18 protein-coding genes are annotated in these 18,694 nt (G+C 39.0%); 13 read left to right on the top strand and 5 right to left on the bottom strand.

Features of this window, described 5'->3' with window-relative positions; genetic code table 11:
* Positions 1–58: 58 nt before the first annotated feature.
* The 5 genes from FTV17_RS02940 to FTV17_RS02920 all read left to right on the top strand — a co-directional run bounded on the left by FTV17_RS02940 (position 59) and on the right by FTV17_RS02920 (position 5,447).
* Positions 59–808, top strand: a complete 750-nt coding sequence (locus tag FTV17_RS02940; RefSeq protein WP_179998103.1) for a DUF6776 family protein — start codon at positions 59–61, stop codon at positions 806–808.
* A 16-nt stretch (positions 809–824) separates the two neighbouring features.
* Positions 825–1,238 carry an ATP-dependent Clp protease adapter ClpS gene (gene clpS / locus FTV17_RS02935; protein ID WP_035263688.1) on the top strand — a complete coding sequence of 138 codons (414 nt, stop codon included), beginning with the start codon at positions 825–827 and terminating at the stop codon, positions 1,236–1,238.
* Between the two features lie 9 nt (positions 1,239–1,247).
* Positions 1,248–3,524 carry an ATP-dependent Clp protease ATP-binding subunit ClpA gene (gene clpA, locus FTV17_RS02930; protein WP_179998102.1) on the top strand — a complete coding sequence of 759 codons (2,277 nt, stop codon included), beginning with the start codon at positions 1,248–1,250 and terminating at the stop codon, positions 3,522–3,524.
* 61 nt (positions 3,525–3,585) lie between these two features.
* Positions 3,586–3,939: a YnfA family protein gene (locus FTV17_RS02925; RefSeq protein WP_092766358.1), complete on the top strand. Its 354-nt coding sequence runs from the start codon at positions 3,586–3,588 to the stop codon at positions 3,937–3,939.
* 215 nt (positions 3,940–4,154) lie between these two features.
* Complete coding sequence (locus FTV17_RS02920) at positions 4,155–5,447, top strand: MFS transporter (RefSeq protein ID WP_092766357.1); 1,293 nt, start codon at positions 4,155–4,157, stop codon at positions 5,445–5,447.
* Between the two features lie 49 nt (positions 5,448–5,496).
* On the opposite strand, the gene argF is transcribed toward FTV17_RS02920, so the two are convergent.
* Together argF and FTV17_RS02910 are read right to left on the bottom strand one after the other, a co-directional pair.
* Positions 5,497–6,417: an ornithine carbamoyltransferase gene (gene argF, locus FTV17_RS02915; RefSeq protein WP_179998101.1), complete on the bottom strand. Its 921-nt coding sequence runs from the start codon at positions 6,415–6,417 to the stop codon at positions 5,497–5,499.
* Between the two features lie 117 nt (positions 6,418–6,534).
* Complete coding sequence (locus FTV17_RS02910; RefSeq protein WP_092766355.1) at positions 6,535–7,188, bottom strand: TetR/AcrR family transcriptional regulator; 654 nt, start codon at positions 7,186–7,188, stop codon at positions 6,535–6,537.
* Positions 7,189–7,406: 218 nt separating this feature from the next.
* On the opposite strand from FTV17_RS02910, the gene prpB reads away from it, so the two are divergent.
* Positions 7,407–8,291, top strand: a complete 885-nt coding sequence (gene prpB, locus FTV17_RS02905; RefSeq protein ID WP_035263679.1) for a methylisocitrate lyase — start codon at positions 7,407–7,409, stop codon at positions 8,289–8,291.
* A gap of 4 nt (positions 8,292–8,295) precedes the next feature.
* On the top strand, positions 8,296–9,426 hold the full coding sequence (prpC, locus tag FTV17_RS02900; RefSeq protein WP_092766353.1) for a 2-methylcitrate synthase: 1,131 nt from the start codon (positions 8,296–8,298) through the stop codon (positions 9,424–9,426).
* A gap of 31 nt (positions 9,427–9,457) precedes the next feature.
* Here the strand turns inward: prpC and FTV17_RS02895 are convergent, their stop codons facing one another.
* The 3 genes from FTV17_RS02895 to glnL form a co-directional block, all read right to left on the bottom strand.
* On the bottom strand, positions 9,458–10,111 hold the full coding sequence (locus FTV17_RS02895; protein WP_179998100.1) for an aminotransferase: 654 nt from the start codon (positions 10,109–10,111) through the stop codon (positions 9,458–9,460).
* A 104-nt stretch (positions 10,112–10,215) separates the two neighbouring features.
* Positions 10,216–11,706 carry a nitrogen regulation protein NR(I) gene (glnG, locus tag FTV17_RS02890; RefSeq protein ID WP_179998099.1) on the bottom strand — a complete coding sequence of 497 codons (1,491 nt, stop codon included), beginning with the start codon at positions 11,704–11,706 and terminating at the stop codon, positions 10,216–10,218.
* Complete coding sequence (glnL, locus tag FTV17_RS02885; RefSeq protein ID WP_179998098.1) at positions 11,693–12,802, bottom strand: nitrogen regulation protein NR(II); 1,110 nt, start codon at positions 12,800–12,802, stop codon at positions 11,693–11,695. The genes glnG and glnL overlap by 14 nt, the downstream gene beginning before the upstream one ends.
* A gap of 361 nt (positions 12,803–13,163) precedes the next feature.
* Here glnL and rimO point away from each other — a divergent pair, with 361 nt between their 5' ends.
* From rimO to ispC, 6 genes are all read left to right on the top strand, one after another.
* Positions 13,164–14,507 (top strand): 30S ribosomal protein S12 methylthiotransferase RimO, encoded by a 1,344-nt coding sequence (gene rimO / locus FTV17_RS02880; RefSeq protein ID WP_179998097.1) that lies wholly within the window; start codon positions 13,164–13,166, stop codon positions 14,505–14,507.
* A 47-nt stretch (positions 14,508–14,554) separates the two neighbouring features.
* Positions 14,555–15,283 carry a UMP kinase gene (gene pyrH, locus FTV17_RS02875; protein WP_035263670.1) on the top strand — a complete coding sequence of 243 codons (729 nt, stop codon included), beginning with the start codon at positions 14,555–14,557 and terminating at the stop codon, positions 15,281–15,283.
* Between the two features lie 76 nt (positions 15,284–15,359).
* Positions 15,360–15,914 (top strand): ribosome recycling factor, encoded by a 555-nt coding sequence (gene frr, locus FTV17_RS02870; protein ID WP_035263669.1) that lies wholly within the window; start codon positions 15,360–15,362, stop codon positions 15,912–15,914.
* A gap of 8 nt (positions 15,915–15,922) precedes the next feature.
* On the top strand, positions 15,923–16,669 hold the full coding sequence (gene uppS, locus FTV17_RS02865; RefSeq protein ID WP_179998096.1) for a polyprenyl diphosphate synthase: 747 nt from the start codon (positions 15,923–15,925) through the stop codon (positions 16,667–16,669).
* Between the two features lie 2 nt (positions 16,670–16,671).
* A complete protein-coding gene (locus FTV17_RS02860; RefSeq protein ID WP_179998095.1) occupies positions 16,672–17,496 on the top strand; it encodes a phosphatidate cytidylyltransferase in 825 nt (274 codons plus the stop codon).
* On the top strand, positions 17,497–18,693 hold the full coding sequence (ispC, locus tag FTV17_RS02855; RefSeq protein ID WP_179998094.1) for a 1-deoxy-D-xylulose-5-phosphate reductoisomerase: 1,197 nt from the start codon (positions 17,497–17,499) through the stop codon (positions 18,691–18,693).
* Position 18,694 lies beyond the last annotated feature (1 nt).

Here is an 18,694-nt window from a genome sequence, read left to right as displayed (position 1 = left end):
ACACACATTTAACTTTGCAGTTAAATGTGTGTTTTGATTTTATAAATTAGAGATGACGATGCAAAACTCAGAATCAAATAATACGTCACAGCATAAAGATGAAAAAAATATCGGTTTTTTTCAATCGAATAAACCTCTTATGGCGGGTGGAATCATCTTATGTGCAGGCAGTTTACTTCTGGGCTATACGGTTGGTCATCGTCAAGGTCTAACCGTAGTTGGTTACGATGCTGACGCAGAACAATTGGTTGAAGTTGTCGAAAAACAAAAAAAAGAATTATCCGAGCTGAATAAGAAATTAAATACCTCAGTTCAAGAACGTGATGTTGCTGTAACTAACTCAAACGATATGTATGTTGCATTAAATCAAACTAACGCTGAAAAACTTCAAATTGAAGGTCAGAGTGCTATTTTCCGAGAAGTGCTGAGACAACGTGGTGGATTGAGTTTAACAGTGCAAAATTTAGCTGTTAAGTCACTTCCAGAAAATGTATATGAATATCAGGTTGATTTAGTTCAAGTCAGTCCGAATAAACGTAAAGCATCTGGTGAAATTGAAATCAGATTAATTCAAGGTACGGAAGTCTTAGTTGTTCCAATTTCAGAAAAATCATTCAATTTCGACCATTATCAGCGATTAACTGGTCGTTGGACGATGCCAAAAGGCTTTACGCCCCAATTTATTGAAATCCGTGTGAAAGGCTCAAGTGCTCAAACCAAGCGTTTTAGTTGGCAACGTGGTGAAGCAATCGAATCAACCGCTGCATTTGCAGCTGAAGTACCGCAAGCTGCGGCAAATTCTCAATAATAGATTATAGAGTGCTATGCGAAGTAATAAACGTCATAAATGTCTAAATGACATTAAATTATCATTTCAACAATCTGGATTGGTGGATTGGCACTTCAACCCACGATTGAGTGATGCACAAAATGATGAAGCCGATGGCGATTTAGCTGTAGCAACAGCACCACCGCAATTTAAACGACCTCCCTTATACAATGTGGTATTGTTGAATGATGATTACACTCCAATGGATTTTGTAATTGAAATTTTACAACAATACTTTGCATTGAATCTTGACCAAGCTACTGAAGTAATGCTAACAGTACATTATCAAGGAAAAGGTATCGCAGGTGTCTATCCTAGAGACATTGCTGAAACCAAGGCGAATCAAGTTAACAATTATGCGCGCTCTCAAAGTCATCCATTACTTTGCCAGATCGAGCCACAAGAATAAGGGGATCACATGCTCAGTCGTCAATTAGAAGTATCACTGCGTTTGGCTGTTAGCATGGCTCGTCAAAAGAGACATGAGTTTCTTACAGTTGAACATTTGTTACTCGCACTTTTAGATAATGATTCTGCAGTGAATGCACTAAAAGCCTGCGGTGCAGAAATTGTCAGTTTACGTAAAGAGCTTGAAGAGTATGTAGAGCAACATACGCCTAAATTAGGCGATAATGCTGAGCAAGCACCTCATCCTACAGAAAGCTTTGATCGTATATTACAACGTGCAATTTTCCATGTTCAGTCTAGTGGTGGAGATCGGACAGTTGAGGGTGCAGATGTACTGGTTGCAATGTACTCAGAACGAGATTCATTTGCGGTTTATTTGTTAAAACGCCACCAAATCAATCGTCTTACTTTAACTCAATATCTTTCACACGGTGCGCGTAAGGAAGATGTTCCAGCTGAAGAAGAAACGGATGACTTAGATGGTGACAATTCAGCCTCAGCAAATGCAGGTCCATTAGAGCTTTATACCTTAAATCTCAACGCAGAAGCTTTAAAGGGTAAAACTGATCCTTTGATTGGTCGTGAAAAGGAAATTGAACGTGCAGCTCAAATTCTATGCCGACGTCGTAAAAACAATCCGCTTTTGGTGGGTGATCCAGGTGTGGGTAAAACATCCATAGCAGAAGGTTTGGCTTGGCTGATTGTTAACAATAAAGCACCAAAGCCACTGCTGAATGCGGAAGTATATAGTTTAGATATCGGTGCACTTGTTGCAGGTACAAAATACCGTGGTGACTTTGAGAAACGATTAAAGCAATTGTTAAATGCTCTAAAGAAGAAGCCAGAAGCAATTTTGTTTATTGATGAAATTCATATGATCATTGGTGCAGGCTCAAGTATGGGTAGCACTATGGATGCATCGAATTTAATCAAACCTGCATTGGCAAATGGTACTTTACGTTGCATTGGCTCAACAACGTTTCAAGAATATCGTCAAGTTTTTGAAAAAGATCATGCATTATCACGCCGGTTCCAAAAAATTGATGTTAATGAGCCATCAATTAATGAAACAATTGATATTCTTCGTGGACTCAAGTCTAAATTTGAAGAATTTCATAAAGTTCAATATGATGACGCAGCTCTTGTTTCTGCAGTTGAGTTATCGGCTAAATTTATCAATGATCGCTTCCTCCCAGATAAAGCGATTGACGTAATAGATGAAGCAGGGGCACAACGACGTTTAAAAGCTGATCAAGATAACACTTTGATTACAGTTGAAAATGTTGAAGATATTGTTTCTAAAATTGCACGAATTCCACCTAAAACTGTGTCCAAAGATGATAAATCTGTGCTTGAGCATTTAGAGCGTGATCTTAAACGAGTTGTATTTGGTCAAGATGAGGCGATTACCGCATTATCCTCTGCAATTAAGTTGTCACGAGCTGGGCTTAAAGCACCAGATAAGCCAGTTGGTAGTTTCGTATTTGCAGGACCTACTGGTGTAGGTAAAACCGAGGTGACAAAACAACTTGCAAAACTGCTCGGTGTTGAATTAGTCAGATTTGATATGTCTGAATATATGGAACGCCATGCGGTTTCACGTTTAATTGGTGCACCTCCAGGTTATGTTGGTTTTGATCAAGGTGGCTTACTGACTGACGCAATACATAAAAATCCACATTGTGTATTGTTATTGGATGAGATTGAAAAGGCACATCCTGATGTGTTTAATTTATTGCTGCAAGTCATGGATCATGGTTCATTAACTGATAATAATGGTCGTAAGTCAGACTTCAGAAATGTCATTATTGTGTTAACAACGAATATTGGCGCTGAAAGTATTTCCCGTACAAGTATTGGTTTTACAGAGCAAGATAATAGTCGTGATAATCAGGAAGCAATGAAGAAGGCATTTACACCAGAGTTTAGAAACCGCTTAGATGGGGTTATTCAATTTAAAGCTCTACCTACGACAGTAATCGATTCTGTAGTAGATAAATTCCTTACAGAACTTCAAGCTCAACTTGATGACAAAAAAGTTGTTTTAGAAGTAGATCAGTCTGCACGAGATTGGTTAAGTGAAAATGGTTATGATCGTCTGATGGGTGCTCGTCCAATGCAGCGTTTGATTCAAGAGCATTTGAAAAAGCCGCTTGCTGAAATGATTTTATTTGGTGAGTTGGCTGAAAACGGCGGTAATGTAGCAGTAACAGTTAAAAAAGAAGATGGCAAAGCTGTTGGATTAAAGTTGGAAGTATTTGAAGATTCTGCAGCTGAACCAGCATAGTGTGTTATTAATTGTATTAAAGCCCGTTTATTTAAACGGGCTTTAATTTTTGGGTGAAAGTATGGACATACAAGTTACAAAAGTAATATCTACGACAGCTTTATTTTTTCTGACAGCACTGATGGAAATATTAGGGTGTTACTTTCCATATTTGATCCTAAATCAAGGGCGTTCGCATTGGTTGTGGCTACCCACTTTTGTCGCACTCGCTGCTTTTGTGTGGTTATTGACTTTGCATCCAGCAGCATCAGGTCGAATATATGCTGCATATGGAGGTATTTATATTTGTTCGGCATTGTTGTGGTTAAAGTTTGTGGATCAAATGGATCTTACTAAATGGGATATCATTGGTGGCGGAGTGGTTATTTTCGGGGCGCTGATTATCATTTTACAGCCACAAGGCTTAATTCGGTGAGTTGTCATAGGAGAAAGTCTGTTTAATTAAATTAATAATAAATCGACCTTGAATATTTTTGAGAAAAATTTAGAAGCCTATTTAATAAAATTTACATAAAGGCTTTTTAAATTGGCATGAAATAGGCATATATTTTCCGCCTATAATTTTGAAATACTTCAGAGTTTCATCATTATTCGACAATAAACGATGTAATTAGAATAAGGATTTTTCATTTGTCTACAACATATTCCAAGCAAGAAAAAACCAGCCGTATCAAAGGAATTATTGGTGCAGCTTCAGGTAATTTAGTTGAATGGTTCGATTTTTATATTTATGCAGTATTTGCTGTATATTTTACCCAAGCTTTAACTGCGCCAGATATGGATAGTTCTACCCAAGCCATCTATGTGTGGGGTGTATTTGCAGCAAGCTTTTTTATGCGGCCTATCGGTAGTTGGCTTTTTGGTCGAATTGCAGATAAACACGGTCGAAAAAAATCAATGGTCATCTCGATTATATTGATGGCTATAAGTTCTTTCATGTTCGCAGCATTACCAACGTATGAACAAGTAGGTATGGCTGCACCGTTTTTATTATTAATGGTTCGATTGCTTCAAGGCTTATCCGTTGGTGGTGAATATGGTGCTGTGGCGACTTATATGAGTGAATTGGGTTTAAAAGGTCAACGTGGCTTTTTTTCATCATTTCAATACGTAACGCTCACGGGTGGTCAACTCCTTGCAAGTTTATTGGGTGTAATATTCTTAGCATTTATGTCTGAACAGCAGCTTTATGATGGGGGATGGCGAATTCCATTTATTATTGGTGGTGTTGCAGCAATTTTATCTTTATTAGCGAGAAGTAGATTAGAAGAGACTTTATCTAGTGATGAAAGTGACAAAGAAGATTCTGGTACACTTCGTGAGCTTTTTAAAAATCACTGGAAAACTTTCCTATTGGTAGTTGGTTATACTTCAGCAGGCTCTCTTAGTTTCTATGTGATTACAGTTTACTCAAAAACTTACCTTACCAATATTGGAATAGACCCTAAAACGGTAGGGTTGATGATGACAGCCTGTATTTTTGTACTCATGGTGGCACAACCATTCTTTGGTGCATTATCAGATCGTATTGGTCGCAGAAATTCTATGCTGTTATTTAGTGGTCTAATGGCTATATTTATCTACCCAGTCATGGCAATCGGGATGAGATATTTCAGCGAAACTCCATTCATTGTAGCGATGCTTCTGATTTTCCTTATGCTATTGCTTAGTTTGTATACCTCTATTGGTGGGATTGTAAAAGCTGAAATGTTTCCTCCGCATGTTCGTGCGTTGGGTGTAGGTTTCTCTTATGCGATAGGTAATGCTGTATTTGGTGGTTCTGCACCTTCTGTTGCCTTGCAGTTTAAGGCCGCAGGAATTGAAAATTCATTTTTTATTTACGTGATCATTATTTTAATCGTATGTTTCTTTTGTAGTTGGCAACTTCCAAAAGAACCTAAATATTTAAAAGATGATCATTAAGATTTAGAAAATAAAAAAGCACCCGAGGGTGCTTTTTTAGTGGATGAAATTAATCTTTTTTTAAGCTTTCATTGATGAGGAACTCAACAAGTGCTTTTTGAGCGTGAAGGCGGTTTTCAGCTTCATCCCATACCACAGCATTTTTATGATCGAGCATATTTTCTGAAATTTCTTCACCGCGATGGGCAGGCAAGCAGTGCATAAATAAACAGTCTGGATGAGCAAGATCCATTAGACGTTCATTGACTTGAAAATCAGCAAAAGCTTTTTCACGAATTTTTTGCTCTTCTTCTTGTCCCATGCTGGCCCAAACATCAGTAACGATAAGGTCAGCATTCACTGCAGCATCTTCAGCAGAGTCTACAACTTCGGCGCAGTGCGCGAATTCAGAGAGAAATTCAAGTTTTGGTTCATAACCTTTTGGTGATGCAATCTTGAGCTTAAAGCCCCACATATGTGCAGCTTCGATATATGAGTTACACATATTATTACCATCACCAATCCATGCAACGGTTTTGCCTTGGATAGCGCCACGGTGTTCTACGAATGTTTGAACATCAGCAAGCAATTGGCAAGGGTGGTGATCATCGGTCAGTGCATTAATAACTGGGACTTTAGAATATTCTGCAAAACGAGTGACAATATCGTGGCCAAAAGTACGAATCATCACAATATCAAGCATGCTTGAAATAACGCGAGCTGAGTCTTCAATCGGTTCGCCGCGACCTAATTGTGTATCGCGGGACGAAAGGAAGATTGCACTACCACCAAATTGGGTCATACCCGCTTCAAAAGAAACACGGGTACGTGTGCTCGATTTTTCAAAAATCATTCCCATTACTTTACCAACAAAGGGTTGGTAGACTTCATGATTATGCTGCATGCGTTTTAATTCTATAGCACGATCAATAATGCGATTTAATTCTGCAGTTGAAAGGTCACGTAAAGTAAGAAAATGTCGTAGAGCCATGGTTACTCCACAATCATTGTTTCGTCAAAATAGTGAGTGAGACGACCAATAATTGTTGGTTGATGAAAAAAACGAGAATCGACTAATATACTATATGTAAAGAGAATTGCAAAAAAACTAGACTTTTTGGTGCCCATCTAGGAAGCGATCGACAGAATAGCTGATGTATTCGATGGTTTCTTGATCGGTTTCAAGTACTGGTATCCCCATTAAAATCTTCCATTCTAAATTTCTTAAGATTCCAAAATATAATTGAGCAGAAAATAAAGGATTTTCACATTTTAACACACCAAGTTTATGCGCATTTTCTAATGCATTTGCGATCGCTAACTGGATATGTTTAGGGCCTTTTTCGTGCAAATAAAGAGCAAGTTCTGGATTTTTTTGGGATTGCTCAATCACGAGGCGCATAAAGGCAGTGTGATCTTCTTTTTTAATGTGGCGATGAAAGTTAAGTAGTGTATGTATCAGATAAGATCTAAAATCGCCATGATCTGGATCATATGCAACACAGATATCTTTAAAAAAGAGTTCACGTCGATAATCACATATAGCAGTAAAAAGGCCTTCTTTGCCGCCAAAATATTTATAAATAGATGCTTTGGAGCCTCCAGCATGTTGAACAATATCATCCAAAGACACAGCATCGTAGCCACGTTCCAAGAATAGCGTATTGGCGCTTAGCAATAATGCTAAACGTCGTTCTTGACCACGGCGAGTATGGGGCATATCACAACCAGAAGTTTCAATATGCGGAAATGGATGTTGCATGCAGTAACAATAGCGAAAATGAAATTGAAGATGGAGTATAACAAATTAAAGCACTTAACGCCTGACACTCAAAATAATAACAAAATCAAAAAATGAATGATAATTCATTTTTATATGACTAAAGTTTTAGAGCAAAAATACTAAAAGGTCATATATCAAACTAAATTTATAGATATACTAAAAACTCGATAATTATAGTAAACACTGTGGAAAGGAATATGACAGAACAATCGTCTGCAGGCTTAAGATTTAGACAAGCATTAGAAGTGGAAAAGCCATTACAAATCATCGGAACTGTAAATGCATATGCAGCAATGATGGCAAAACAAGTTGGCTATAAAGCAATTTATCTATCAGGCGCAGGTGTTGCAAACTATTCCTATGGTCTTCCTGATTTGGGAATGACGAGTTTAGATAATGTGCTTGAAGATGTTCGTCGTATCACTGAACGTGTAGATACGCCTTTGCTTGTGGATATTGATACAGGTTGGGGCGGTGCATTTAATATTGCACGAAGTATCAAGCAAATGATCGCTGCTGGAGCTGCTGCAGTTCATATTGAAGACCAAGTTGCGCAAAAACGCTGCGGACATCGTCCGAATAAAGAAATTGTGTCACAACAAGAAATGGTAGACCGTATTAAGGCTGCTGTTGATGCAAAAACTGATTCTAATTTCGTGGTCATGGCACGTACGGATGCACTGCAAAAAGAAGGGCTTCAAGCTGTCATTGATCGTGCATGTGCATGTGTTGAAGCTGGAGCTGATGCTATTTTTGCGGAAGCGATGACTGACATAACGATGTATAAAACAGTCTGTGATGCTGTTGGTGTGCCTGTGCTAGCGAATATCACTGAATTTGGTGATACCCCTTATTATACGACCGAAGAGCTAGCAGAACAGGGAATTTCAATGGTGTTATACCCATTGTCTGCGACACGTGCGATGCAGAAAGCAGCATTAGAAGTGATGCATTCAATTCGTAAAGACGGCACGCAAGTGAATGTTATTGATAAAATGCAACAACGAAAAGAATTATACGAGTTCCTTGATTATCATACTTTCGAAAATACACTAGATAAGCTATTCACTCAGGAGAAATAAAAAAATGGCTGAAGGAAAAGTATTGACTGGCGCAGGATTGCGTGGACAAGTCGCAGGTAAAACAGCACTTTCAACCGTTGGGAAAAGTGGTGCAGGCTTAACATATCGTGGTTATGATGTTCAGGATTTGGCGGAAAATTGCCAATTTGAAGAAGTTGCATATTTAATTTTCTTTGGTGAACTACCTACGGCGCAACAACTTGCGGACTATAAAGCAAAACTAAAATCACTGAGAGCGTTACCGCAAGCATTAAAAGAAGTGCTTGAACGTATCCCAGCAGATTCACATCCTATGGATGTTATGCGTACAGGTGTTTCTATGTTGGGTAACTTAGAAACAGAACAGTCCTTTGGTGAACAGCAAGATATAGCTGATCGTATTTTGGCAACATTGCCAGCCATTATTTGTTATTGGTATCGATATAGCCATGATGGTGTTCGTATCGAAGAAAATACTGATGACGACTCAATTGGTGCTCAATTCTTGCATTTATTGCGTGGCGAAAAACCTAATGAATTGCATGAACAAGTCATGAATGTTTCTTTAATTCTCTATGCAGAACATGAATTTAACGCTTCAACATTTACGGCACGTGTGTGTGCTTCGACGTTATCAGATTTACATTCGTGTATTACAGGTGCGATTGGTTCTTTGCGTGGTCCACTGCATGGCGGTGCAAATGAAGCGGCAATGGATATGATTGAGCAATGGAAATCTCCTGAAGAAGCTGAGCGCGAAATGCTGGGTATGCTCGAACGCAAAGAAAAAATCATGGGCTTTGGTCATGCAATTTACAAAGACAATGATCCACGTAATGGGATTATTAAGGTATGGTCTGAGCGTTTGGCTAAGGATGTAGGAGATACTGTTTTATATCCAGTATCAGTACGTTGTGAAGAAGTCATGTGGCGAGAGAAAAAATTATTCTGTAATGCTGATTTCTTCCATGCTTCTGCTTATCACTTTATGGGTATACCAACGAAACTATTCACGCCAATTTTTGTGATGTCTCGTGTAACAGGATGGGCGGCACATGTGATGGAGCAACGTGCGGACAACCGTATTATTCGCCCAAGTGCGGATTACACAGGACCTGAATTGCGCAAAGTTGTACCAATTGAACAACGTGCTTGAAAAGCATAAAAAAAGCTCCTTCGGGAGCTTTTTATTTTGTTGAGCTGAGTAAAATGGCATCTTGTTTTTCGTAGCCTGTTTCAGTAGGAATACCCATATAACTAATAACTGCAACGCGATAATTGGGGAAAGTGTTAGGAAATGCGTAAAGTTTTTTGATCTGAGGTAAATTACGATGATATCGAATATTCTCGAATTGTTGGCTTTTATACATTGAAGGTTTAGAACTTTGGCTGAGTTGTACCTGAGATTGGAATTTACTTACTTTAATTTCAGGCACGTTTAACCAAAAATTTCCAGTCTGTTCTCTTTGTTTATTTAATTTTAGGTTAGCAGTCTTAGGGCTTAATGGCGCTGGTTTAACAAGGCGAGCTTGAATACTTTGAATTTTGCGAAGCGTATGCTGAGTTTCAGTAATGTGATTTCTGCTATTTAATGGGGTATAAATGGATTGAACCTCAATCGCTTTATGTGGGTTTCTGCTGTTGAGCAAATAATAATAAAGTGTTGGTGGTCGACCAGATTCATCATGGTAATGGCGTAAATAATATATTTTCTGATCTTTAATATCTGAACCTAGTACTTCTATTGTCTCCGGACCGCCGACTGTGGCAAAGGAGGGTGAAGAAATAAGGCAGAAGATGATACCTAGATAAGTTTTATGCTTTAAGTGATTATTGTTCATTTGGACTCATCTTTTTGTATTTTATATTGAGCATGATTTAAAATTTTAGAATTATGATGAAGAATAGGTTAATCAATTGTGTTGATTAACCTAAATCTAGAAGTTTACTCGGCAGTAGTGCTTACAACTTCATCTTCATCATCTTCAGCAGTATCCATTCCTAATTCTTTTAGCTTACGAGTCAAGGTATTGCGACCCCAACCTAAAAGCTCAGCAGCATGGCGTTTTCTTCCTCGAGTTTGTTGTAGTGCAGCATTAATTAAGGTGCGTTCAAACATAGGCGTGGCGATATCCAATAATTTCATTTCGCCATTTTTGAGTTTTTGTACAGCCCACTGACTAAGCAACTCATCCCAATGCTGAATAGCGATACGATCTGCTTGATTGTGTGGATGATTTGGATCATCAAATTTTTGGATTGGTAGTTGTTTTAACTCAGAAGGAAGATCTTCTGGGTAAACCTCTCTTCCAGTAATCATCACTGTCAGCCAGCGACATGTGTTTTCAAGTTGACGTACATTACCTTGCCAAGGCAACTGTTTCATGTATTCAATAGTTTCTGTACGTAAAATCTTTGGACTTACACCAAGTTCTTTACCTGCTCGTGCGAGAAAGTGTTGTGCGAGCATCGGAATGTCTTCCGAGCGGTGAGCAAGTTTAGGAATATGAATACGAATTACATTCAGACGATGATAAAGATCCTCACGGAAGCGTCCATCATGTACTAATTTTTCTAGATCTTGGTGAGTCGCAGCGACAATGCGGACATCAACACGCACTGGAATGTGTCCACCGACGCGATAAAACTCGCCATCAGCTAAAACACGCAATAAACGCGTTTGGGTTTCGAATGGCATGTCCCCAATTTCATCAAGGAATAATGTACCGCCATTGGCTTGCTCAAAACGACCTTGTCGCTGAGTATTAGCGCCAGTGAATGCACCTTTTTCATGACCAAATAATTCAGTTTCAATCAAATCTTTCGGAATGGCAGCCATATTAAGCGCAATAAATGGCTTGCTGCTACGTGGTGAATGACGATGCAATGCATGAGCGACTAACTCTTTACCTGTACCTGACTCACCATTAATTAATACCGTAATGTGTGATTGCGACAAACGTCCAATTGCTCGGAAGACTTCCTGCATTGCAGGAGATTCTCCAATGATCTCGGTTGATTGAATTGGCTGTACGGTTGATTTCGCAGATTCTTGTTGTTGGAGCTTATTAATGTGCATGATGGCACGATTGACAAGTGCTAAAGCCTCATCAATATCAAATGGTTTTGGTAAATATTCAAAAGCACCCGTTTGATAGCTTGATACCGCTGACTCTAGATCCGAATGCGCCGTCATGATGATCACAGGTAGATCAGGATAATGACCTTTGACTTTAGCGAGAAAGGTAAGACCATCAATTCCTGGCATACGTATATCAGTCAAAATTACATCAGGTGTATCATCAAGTAACTGATCCAGTGCAGATTGAGCCTCTTCGAAACTGGTAACATCTAAACCTTCTTCTTTAAATGTTTTTTCTAGAACCCAACGCATGGCGCGATCGTCATCTATTACCCAAATTTTATTTCGCGACATGGTTTAACTCCCAAGGTATATAAAGACTAAATACGGTTTTGCCCGGAACAGATTGGCATTCAATCATTCCATTGTGTTGATGCATAATATTTTGCGCGATGCTCAGACCTAAGCCTGTTCCTTTAGCACGCCCTGTGACTAATGGATAAAATACGGACTCTAAAATTTCCTCTGGAACACCAGGGCCGTTATCTTCGATATCAATTCGAACAGTTGAGCGATGTAAAGTTCCGTTAATCGTGACAAGGCGATGAATACGTGTACGGAGGGTTAATTCAGGTTGAGTGTCTTGAAAAAACTCTTTGTTTTCAGTCATGGCCTGAACAGCATTTACACTGATGTTCAACATCACTTGAATAAGTTGATCCCGATCTGCTTCAACATCAGGTAAGGAAAGATCATAATCACGAGTAATTTTAATTTTCTTTTTTGTTTGATTCACAATTAACGAACGAACACGCTCCAAAGGCTCGTGAACATTTACAGGTTCATAGCTTGGTAACTGCCGAGAGCCGAGCATTGTGTCAGCAAGATTTCTCAGGCGATCTACTTCACTAATAATAATGTCCGTAAATTCTTTATATTCAGGGTCATTTAAACTACGTGCCAATAATTGAGTTGCGCCACGTATGCCCCCTAATGGATTCTTAATCTCGTGCGCGACACCTCTGATTAATTGGCGTGCGACCTGATGTTGTTGAATAAAATTTTCTTCTTTAGAAATTTTCAACATTCGATCAATTGGATTGAGTTCAATCAGAAGGAGGGGGTGATAAATTTTGCCAGTGTTAAGTTGGGCAACAGAATAGTCAACATGTACATCTTTAAAGTTCACAATAATAGTCGCTTCACGGCGGGTATAAGCTTGCCCCGTGAGTAATGTATTCGTGAGTGCTTCTTCTGTGTTAAATGAATCACCTGGAGATTGTAAAATACTGAGCACAGATTGACCTGATGCTCTTAATAAGCTGATATCAAAGAGTGCTTCACATGAGGAATTTAAATAAAAAATATTTAATTCACTATCGACTAAAAGTATCGCAGTGCTCAAGTTGTCTACGAGTAAACGGTAATCAATCGTTGGTTGTTGATTCATTAACCTCAAAATCCTGTCTTAAAATAGAGCAATTGCATCTATGTGTTTTTCCATCACTGCTCACAAAGAGGGAGTTATTTAATTTTAACGTCCCCAAATAAAGCAAAATATGAGCCAACTTTGTTTGAAATCGTTAAATACAACTAAAATGAACGCATTTATTAAGAAAAAATGTGCGAAGCGTTTGCAAAGCATTCATGTAAAGTTAGGTTTATTTAATAATGCATCATATTGGTGCGATTGCAATATTTTTTAAAATTTATGGGAATATTTTGGTGCGTTATGCAAAGAGTGGGGTTTTCAACTGTTTTTATGAATTGAAAAGACATACAATACGCGGATTCTAGTGGAGCGCAGATTCATGAAATCCCCCAAAGTCGGTTTTGTTTCTTTAGGTTGTCCTAAGGCATTGGTAGATTCCGAGCGAATTCTTACTCAGTTAAAAACTGAAGGTTATGATGTAGCGTCGGATTATGACGGTGCTGATTTAGTTGTTGTTAATACCTGTGGTTTTATTGAATCTGCAGTACAAGAGTCATTAGACGCGATTGGCGAGGCGATGAGTGCGAACGGTCGCGTCATCGTAACAGGTTGTTTGGGTAAAGATGAAGAAAAAATTCGTCAAATGCATCCAAACGTACTTAAAGTTACTGGTGCAGCAGCTTATCAAGAAGTAATGGAAGCTGTGCATCAATATGTTCCTGAGCCTCCTAAGCACAATCCTTTTATTGATCTTGTGCCAGAACAAGGTATTCGATTAACACCAAAACATTATGCATATTTGAAGATATCTGAAGGCTGTAACCACCGTTGTACCTTTTGTATTATTCCAAGTATGCGTGGCGATCTCGTATCTCGCCCAGTTGGTTCTGTATTAGAAGAAGCGGCGGCTTTAAAACGATCTGGTGTAAAGGAAGTCTTGGTTATTTCTCAAGATACTTCGGCATATGGTGTAGATACAAAATACAAGCTTGATTTTTGGAATGGTCAGCCTGTAAAAACTAAGTTCTATGATATGTGTGAAGCATTAGGTCAATTGGGTATTTGGGTGCGTCTGCATTATGTCTACCCATATCCACATGTTGATGCAGTTATCGATTTGATGGCACAGGGTAAGATCTTGCCTTACTTAGATATTCCATTCCAACACGCTAGCCCTAAAATTTTAAAACTGATGAAGCGTCCAGCGCATAGTGAAAACACGCTAGAGCGTTTAAAAGTTTGGCGTGAAAAGTGTCCTGATTTAGTCATTCGTTCAACATTTGTTGTTGGCTTCCCGGGTGAAACTGAAGAAGATTTCGTGCAACTTCTAGATTGGTTGAAAGAAGCTCAGCTCGATCGCGTTGGTTGTTTTACATACTCTCCAGTTGAAGGTGCAACTGCAAATGATCTGCCAGATCATGTGCCTGAAGAAATTAAACAGGAACGCTACGAACGCTTTATGCAGGTTCAGCAAGAAATTTCTGCTGCAAAATTACAAAAGCGTATTGGTCAAACCATGACTGTGCTGGTTGATGATCTAGAAGAAGAGTTTCCAGTTGCAGTGGCGCGTTCTTATGCAGATGCCCCTGAAATTGATGGAAATGTCTTTGTGGAAGATATTGATAAGAGCATGATTAAAGCAGGTGATTTACTGGTTGTTAAAATCACTGATGCGGATGAATACGACCTTTATGCAGAATTGATTGAAATTAAAACCGCATAATTGTTTGAAGTAATACATATAAATGAATTCGGATATTGGAGTTTGTAATGTTAGATTCTAAAAAACCACGCTTTGGTCGTATTCTGCTAAAACTTTCGGGTGAAGCGCTAGCAGGCAATAAAGATATGGGTATCGATGCACAAGTGCTTGATCAAATGTCTTTATCTATTGCTCACTTGGTTGGTCTAGGTGTGCAAGTTGGTATCGTTGTGGGTGGTGGTAACCTTTATCGTGGTAGCCAATTACAGCAAGATGGGTTGGTTGGTCGCGTAACAGGTGATCAAATGGGTATGCTAGCAACTGTGATGAACGGTTTGGCGCTACGAGATGCATTGGTACGTCGTAATATTAAAACCCGTTTAATGTCAGCATTACCAATCGGTACAGTTGTAGAATCATATTCTAGCCGTGATGCGATTCGTCATTTAAATAATGGTGAAGTTTGTGTGTTTGTGGCGGGTACTGGTAATCCATTCTTTACGACAGATACGGCTGCATGCTTACGTGGTATTGAGATTGAGGCTAACTTAATTCTCAAAGCGACGAAGGTAGATGGTGTCTACAATAAAGATCCAAGCAAATATGAAGATGCTGTTAAATATGATGCATTAACATTCGACCAAGTCTTAGATGAGAAGCTTGGTGTAATGGATTTAACTGCGATTTGCTTATGTCGTGACCACAATGTTCCACTTCAAGTATTCGATATGAATAAATCAGGTGCGTTATTGTCAGTGGTTATGGGTGAAAAAGAAGGTACTCACGTTACTAATTGATGTACGTGGCTTTCAAAGCTATTTATACTAAACACTATTTTGATTTAAATTTTGAGAATTAGGTAAGGAAGATCACATGATTAACGATCTTAAAAAAGATGCTGAAGAGCGCATGAATAAATCATTGGACTCATTAGAGCATGGTTTTGCTAAAGTTCGTACAGGTCGTGCACATCCATCAATTCTTAATGGCGTAATGGTTCCTTACTATGGCTCTGATGTGCCATTAAACCAAGTTGCTAACATTGGTGTTGAAGATTCGCGTACATTACTTGTTCAACCTTTCGAGCGCACTATGGTTGCTGCAATTGATAAAGCAATTCGTGAGTCAGATTTAGGTTTGAACCCAATTACTGCTGATTCAATTCGTGTTCCAATGGCGGCATTAACTGAAGAAACACGTCGTGATATGCAAAAAGTAGCACGTAACGAAGCTGAAAATGCAAAAGTTGCGATTCGTAATATTCGCCGTGATGTATTGGGTGATATTAAAGCATTGTTGAAAGAAAAAGAAATTTCTGAAGATGATGAGCGTCGTGCGGGCGATGAAATCCAAAAGATCACAGATAAATTTGTTGCTGAAGTTGAAAAGCGTTTAGCAGCAAAAGAAGCAGAGTTGATGAAGGTCTAAGCTATATAATGACCATCTCAGCAGAGCTTCTGCCACAACATGTTGCCATCATTATGGATGGCAACAATCGTTTTGCAAAAAAGAAACATCTACAAAAAGGTGATGGACACCGTGAAGGAAAAAATGTCCTTGATCCGATTGTAGAACATTGTCGTAAAGTGGGTGTGAAAGCACTTACTGTCTATGCCTTCTCAAGTGAAAACTGGAATCGACCTCAATACGAAGTTGATTTGCTCATGAAACTGTTGGAAGAGACGATTAATGAACAAATTCCTCGAATGATTAAGTTCCAAATTGGGCTAAGATTCATTGGGGATCGCTCTCGTTTGACGCCAGAATTGCAACAATTAATGTTGCAAGCAGAACAAAGGACTGCTACTTTCACAGAAATGACGCTCACAATTGCTGTGAGTTATGGCGGAATGTGGGATATCGCACAAACTGCTAAAACAATCGCACAACTCGTCAAAGAACAAAAAATTGATGTTGATCAAGTTGATGTTGATTTGTTTGCTCAGCATGTCAGTTTAGGTGACTTACCTCCAGTCGATTTATTGATTCGTACTGGTGGTGATTATCGGTTGTCTAATTTTTTATTATGGCAATCTGCATATGCTGAGTTGTATTTTACTGAGACGTTGTGGCCAGAATTCACAACAGAAGAATTGGATCATGCCTTTGGTGTGTTTTTAGGGCGAGAAAGGCGCTTTGGAAAAACTTCTGAGCAGGTCCAACAAGAGAAAATAGAGAACTAATAATGTTAGAGCGGATAATTACCGCATTGATTTTAGTGGCTGTAGTCTTGAGCTGTATGTTTGCGACTACGTCCATTTATCCAATGTTAGCGTTAATGATTATCGCTGCCGGGGGGGCAGGCTATGAGTGGTTTAAACTCATGCCTCGTCAAACTGAACAAGTGAATAAGTTTAAAGCAGGATGCTTTGGTGTAATCACTGCTGTATTTTCTGCTATTGCACTTTATTTTGATGATCTAGCACTGCTGTTATGGAGTGCTTCGATTATCACTTGGATTATTACCATTTACTGGGTTAAACAATATCCTCTTTATGATGCTTGGTATAACACTTCACTGAATTTGATCGGTGTTGTGATTATCAGTGCTGCAGTATCAGCAATATATGAAGTCTGGACAAGTTCACCTTGGTGGCTCATGTATTTATTCCTCTTGGTGTGGGGTGCAGATAGTGGTGCTTATTTTGTAGGTAGGAAACTTGGTAAGCGAAAACTTGCGCCAGAGGTTAGCCCGAATAAATCTATCGAAGGGCTGATCGGTGGTGTAATTACCGTAATTATTGTTATCTTGTTTGTACAATTTAACTATTTAGATTTAACCGCAGTAGAGCACATTCTATTTTTACTTCTATCTGTGCTGACAGTATTTAGTTCAGTACAAGGTGATTTATTTGAATCAATGATTAAGCGCCGTGCAGGCATTAAGGATTCAGGTCGTATTTTGCCTGGTCATGGTGGTGTATTAGATCGCATTGATTCATTGCTTGCTGCCGCACCTATTTTTGCTGCGGGAATATTTGTTTTAAAACTTGTTGGTGTAGATTTATAGATGTCTCAATCAGTATGTATATTAGGTGTAACAGGTTCAATTGGACAAAGTACCTTAAAAGTCATTGATCGACATCCAGAGAAGTACAATGTTTTTGCGGTATCTGCATTTAGTCGTGTAGAGCAGTTAAGCGAAATATGTCAACAGTATCATCCACAGTATGCTGTTGTACCTGCGGCGAAAGTGGATGAACTACATCAATTTTTCAAATTAAAAAATATCACTTCAACCGAAATTCTCTCTGATGAATCTGGTTTGATCGCTGTTGCTGAGCATCCACAGGTGGATATTGTGATGGCGGCCATAGTGGGTGCAGCGGGATTGTTGCCAACACTCGCTGCTGTTCAAGCGGGTAAGCGTGTTCTTCTAGCAAATAAAGAATCGTTGGTGATGTCTGGTGACATCATGATGAAGGCCGCTAAAGAGAATAAAGCCTTATTATTACCTGTAGATTCTGAACATAACGCAATATTTCAGTGCCTGCCTCAAAATTATTTACAATTAGATACAGGTGGTAAACCCCAGTTAGGTGTTTCACAAATTTTGTTGACTGCTTCTGGGGGGCCATTTTTGCATCATACGCTAGATGAGCTCAGTAAGGTGACACCTGCACAGGCTTGTAAGCACCCTAATTGGTCTATGGGGCAGAAGATATCAGTTGATTCGGCAACGCTAATGAACAAAGGTCTCGAGTTGATCGAGGCCTGTCATTTATTTTCAATTCAAGAACATTTTGTTACAGTGGTTGTGCACCCACAAAGTATTATTCACTCAATGGTTCAGTATGTTGATGGTAGTACTTTGGCTCAAATGGGTAATCCTGATATGTGTACGCCGATTGCACATGCATTTGCATGGCCAAATCGGATTGAAACACATGTTCCTCCGCTAGATTTATTTGTAAACGATACGCTTAATTTTAAGCAGCCTGATACTGTGCGCTTTCCAGCGCTGCAATTGGCTCGTGAAGCAATGAAATCTGGAGGATTGGCCCCTGCGATCTTAAATGCTGCAAACGAAATCGCGGTTGAAGCATTTTTAAAAAATAAAATCAAATTTTTAGATATTCCTAAAGTTGTTGAATCAACTTTGAACCATATTCAAAATTCAAATGCTGATTCTTTAGAGCTAATCCTAGAGACTGATTCGCTTTCACGTCGTTATGCTATTCAACTCACGAATTCACTGAGTACCTAAG

The sequence above is a fragment of the Acinetobacter sp. YH12239 genome, from assembly GCF_013417635.1.
Classification (GTDB): domain Bacteria; phylum Pseudomonadota; class Gammaproteobacteria; order Pseudomonadales; family Moraxellaceae; genus Acinetobacter.
Note: the sequence above shows the minus strand (reverse complement) of the source record. Positions and strands in the feature narration are given on the sequence as shown.